Origin of the sequence: Methanospirillum sp. (assembly GCF_035560735.1) — an archaeon.
Taxonomy (GTDB): domain Archaea; phylum Halobacteriota; class Methanomicrobia; order Methanomicrobiales; family Methanospirillaceae; genus Methanospirillum.
Window position 1 is genome coordinate 1 of sequence record NZ_DATMYY010000005.1, and the last position, 4,076, is coordinate 4,076.

A 4,076-nucleotide genomic window follows, 5' to 3' on the forward strand; every position below is an offset into this window, starting at 1 on the left:
TATATAAAGATTTGAAATTTTTGCAGCTGATTTCACAGGTTCTGACTTTTCCCAGAGGGCCTTGAGCTTCCGGTTGTTTTTTCCCCTGTTCTGAAGATATACCGGATTATCAGGAGTCAGGAAAAGTGCATTCTTAAAGCAGGTATCAGCCTCTTCAAACTCTCCTGCCTGTGAATACACTACCCCCAGAGCATTCCAGGCAAGGTGATACTGATCATCTGTTTCAAGGATCTCAAAAAAAAGATCAGCAGCCTGCTGAAGATTACCCGCCCGCCACGCTGTTTTTCCTTCATGGAAGAGAAGGTCTGGTTCAGAGGTCATGATAATAACAATATTATGAATCGTTCAGTGAGGGACTAGAAATTCATCCTGATGCTCAATGATATACTTCTGTAAAATATTGCAGAGGGAATAGAAAGGATCCGGGGCTACTTTATCACAACCGGACTTTTTCCTATTGCAATATTGTTGTCTTTGTTGGTTTCTTTTAGCACTTCAGCAGAATCTGCATAGATTACAAAGTAATAACTACCTGGTTCAATCGTTGCCGGGATCGGAACATCAGTATCACTTACCATCTGTTTTCCAGATATAATATTGTCTATTTTTCCTTTGCCAACCAGATAACTGTTCTTCGGGTCGAATGTTTTGTCTGGAGAGAGATACAGCGAGACATCAAAGTTTCCTGCATCAGCTTTTCCGTTATTCTGCAATGTGGTTGTTACTTTGAAACTTCCACCCGGTGTTCCGGAGGTCCCGGATGATCTGACCTTAACTACCAAATCTGGAAGTAATTGTGAAGAGAGGTTTGAAGTTACCTGCTTTGATTCATCTGAAGTAGAACTTGTTGTTTTAGGTGTCGGGACAGCAGTTGTTGGCACAGTGGTTATTTTGGCAGTTGGTACAGATGTCTGTTTAACTGTCGGAGCAGGAGTCGGAGCAACGGTTGTTGGTTTCGGAGTCGGCGTTGCTGTTACTATAGGCGTTGGAGTGGAGACTGCTGTCGTCGGTACTGGTGTAGGTGCCAGGGTAGGTGCTGGAGTCAAGATGCGAGTTGGTGCTGGTGTTGAAGTTACTGTTGGTACAGTTTTTAGGGTCTGATTTGCAACATTGGCTCCGGAGATCGTAATTGGTGACTCCATTGCACGAGAATTATTTGTTTTGTCACTCTCATTGACCGCTTTAAGACTGTCTGCAAGTGCGACTATGTAGTATGAACCTGCAGTAGTATTCTGGGGAATCACGGCAACGGCTGAACCCTGACGTGCTTTACCTGCTGCAAGATCAGGAACATCACCGTATCCAAGTTCAAGATCATCGTCAGACACTGTTCCGTCTTTAGAGAGATATACTGATAACCTGAATGTACCAGCATCACCATCTCCGGCATTGCGAACAGTAGTGTTTATCAGAATCTTCTCACCTGGTGCTGCAGTTCCCGGAGAGGCAATGGTGTCAACAACAAGATCAGGAAGGCTTTTCGAGACCTGTTCTGTTGATGCCACTAGTGTAGGTTCTGCGGTGACAGCCGGAGCAGGTGTTTTGACTGGAGTAGTAAGTACAGCTGTCGGCTTGGCTTCAGGAACCTGAGTCAGTATCGGCGATACTGCCTGAACTGGAGTCACTTTTGGCGTGACCAGGACCTGAACAGGAGTCGGTGTACCTGATATAGCAGGTGTTGATGCAGACTCATAACCAGGTACAGAAGGCTTGGTTATCGTAATCGCTGAGTTGGTTGAACGGACATTGTTGGTCTTATCCTTTTCACGGATTTTCACCTGACTATCAGCTAATCCCACCAGATAGTAAGAACCGGCTGCTACATTCAGGGGGATAGTTGCTATCGCAGTACCCTCACGTGCTTTGCCTGCAGCGAGATCAGGGACATCACCATATCCTAACTCGATATCATCATCTGATTTTGATCCATCCTTGGAGAGATAGACAGATACTCTGAACTTCTCTGAATCTGCATCACCTGCATTGCGAACAGTAGTATTGATTGGTATCTCTTCACCAAGCATTGCGGTGGTGGGTCCTGATATTGCATCAAGTACCAGGTCTGCTCTCTTTGTAGAAATTGGCTCTACGGAAGGTGTCACCGGGACAGCCAACTGGATACTGCCACGCTGAGTGCCTGCACTTGTGTTCACTTCAGGAATAGTCACCTTCGCAGCAGCTGTCTTTCCGTTATTGTCCTTGCTCATCTCACGAATTTGGCCGTTTGGATCAATGTATGCACCGATATAATAGGTACCAGAGGGTATCTCTGCAATCGGGAAGTAACCGACAATGGTCTTTTTGGTTCCCGGAAGCAGGTTGTCCACCAGGTAAAATCCTATCGGTGAATCTGATGATGAGACCGGTGTGGTGTACGAACCATAGAAGGATATGAAGAAGTTGCTGGTCGGCTTCACTCCTTCATTGCCTATGACTGCTGTGACCTCAACCTGTTGTGTAACAGGATTAACTGTCGCCTGGAGATCATAGAGCACCATATCCGGACCAGTCGGATCAGGACTGTTCGTCACGTTGACGTCAGACTGGATCATCTTCTTCAGCTCATCCTCACTCTCAGTAGGTCGTGCTGTGGGGACTGGCGTCACTTTCAGGTTGGCAAGTGAACCAACTTTTTTCAGATATGGATTATCAATTAGAGGATCAAGTTCTTTTGCTTTAGCAAGACTCTCCTGAGCTTCCTTTGTTCGCCCTAATTCCATGAGGGTTTTGCTTCGCCACATCCATGCACTTGCGAGTGTTGGATCCTGAGATACTGAGTTGTCAAGAAGGGTAAGAGCACGATCAAAGTGACCAATTGAGTATTGTCCAACCGCTTCCTTGACCCAGTATTCGGGATAATTTAGATCAGTAGTGATATTCGCGGCACTTCCCATCCCGATAGAAAGTGCAAATATTAGGAGAAAAAGAAAAATATGCCTGCAGACAGTCTTCACAGATATTCACCTGATACTCATCATACCTTGCTCTTCTGGCCTTGATATCTCTTTGCACATGGCAGATACCAATCAGATCCAGATTGGCCAGACATAATTGAATAAGAAAAGGAGAAATGAGTTCAGGCTCCGATACTTGCCAGACTGCAGGGAGAGTCTGCATACACCCAGTACGCACGCATTGGAACCATCATCCGGGAGTCAGCATGAGTATCATTGCCTCCGTTGATGATAGAATCTTCTGTCTTCTGTTTTACCGGATCCCATCCAATAACCTGGGTCCAGGTTTTTCTGATCGAGAGGAGAGAATCGCGTGCCGAGGCATCTGTCGCACCAGAAAATCCAACCAGGTTCCAACCAGTCTGAAGATCCTTTACCGGGGGAACCTGAAGGGGATCTACCGAGTACGAGAGGGTTACTTTGTCAGGTTTTGAAGAGTAGATAAAATATCCGTCCAGGGGTGAGAGTTTATCCTGGGCAGTTAGATCCTTCCAGCCTTTACCAGCCGGATCAAACGTCCAGATACTCCTCCCTGCTGAGTCTATATGAGCAAAGAGAGATGCCGAGTTTTTATCTTCTGCAAGTCTGCGAGGAATTCCAACCAGGTTCCAGCCTGTCTGAAGGTCTATCACACCAGAATTGTAATCATTGCCACTACCAGATACGCTTGGGGGCGTTGTGAGTGTGGCTGTTACATTTCCGGCAGGTATGGCCGCAGATGAATAATTATCGGCAGCCATACAAAAAGGGGCAAGGGACAGAATAAGAGTTATCCCCAGGATCCAGAACCTGATTCTCATCATATTATCACCAGAATACCACACAATATCAGTAATTATCCGTATTTGTGCAGAACTATTTGGCTTTGTCGCTCCGTTCGTCTGTATGGGATGAACCGGAGGACTGATATCAAACAAAGAGAATCTGTGGAGGTGATGAAAACCTATCACCTCACACCAGAACAACTCCCATTTGATCTGGATCTGACTCTTGACTGTGGGCAGGTTTTCAGATGGAAACAGATTGGTGGCCAATGGGCAGGAGTTATTGCTGGGAATGTTGTAACTATCAGCCAGAGTGGTGAAATTCTCAGTTATGATGGGATCAACGAGACTGATATTA

Annotated in this window: 4 protein-coding genes; 1 reads left to right on the plus strand and 3 read right to left on the minus strand. The window is 46.0% G+C overall.

Translation table 11 applies throughout. The features are described 5' to 3' along the window. From VN429_RS00140 to VN429_RS00150, 3 genes are all read right to left on the minus strand, one after another. Positions 1–321: tetratricopeptide repeat protein (locus tag VN429_RS00140; protein ID WP_325628474.1), on the minus strand; the 321-nt coding region annotated here is incomplete at its 3' end. Positions 322–428: 107 nt separating this feature from the next. Beyond that, positions 429–2,954, minus strand: coding sequence for a CARDB domain-containing protein (locus tag VN429_RS00145; RefSeq protein WP_325628476.1), 2,526 nt, complete (start codon positions 2,952–2,954; stop codon positions 429–431). A 122-nt stretch (positions 2,955–3,076) separates the two neighbouring features. Further along, entirely contained in the window at positions 3,077–3,871 is a 795-nt protein-coding gene (locus tag VN429_RS00150; RefSeq protein ID WP_325628478.1) for a hypothetical protein, read from the minus strand. Positions 3,872–3,889: 18 nt separating this feature from the next. Here VN429_RS00150 and VN429_RS00155 point away from each other — a divergent pair. Continuing rightward, on the plus strand, positions 3,890–4,076 hold a 187-nt coding region (locus VN429_RS00155), incomplete at its 3' end, for a DNA glycosylase (protein WP_325628480.1).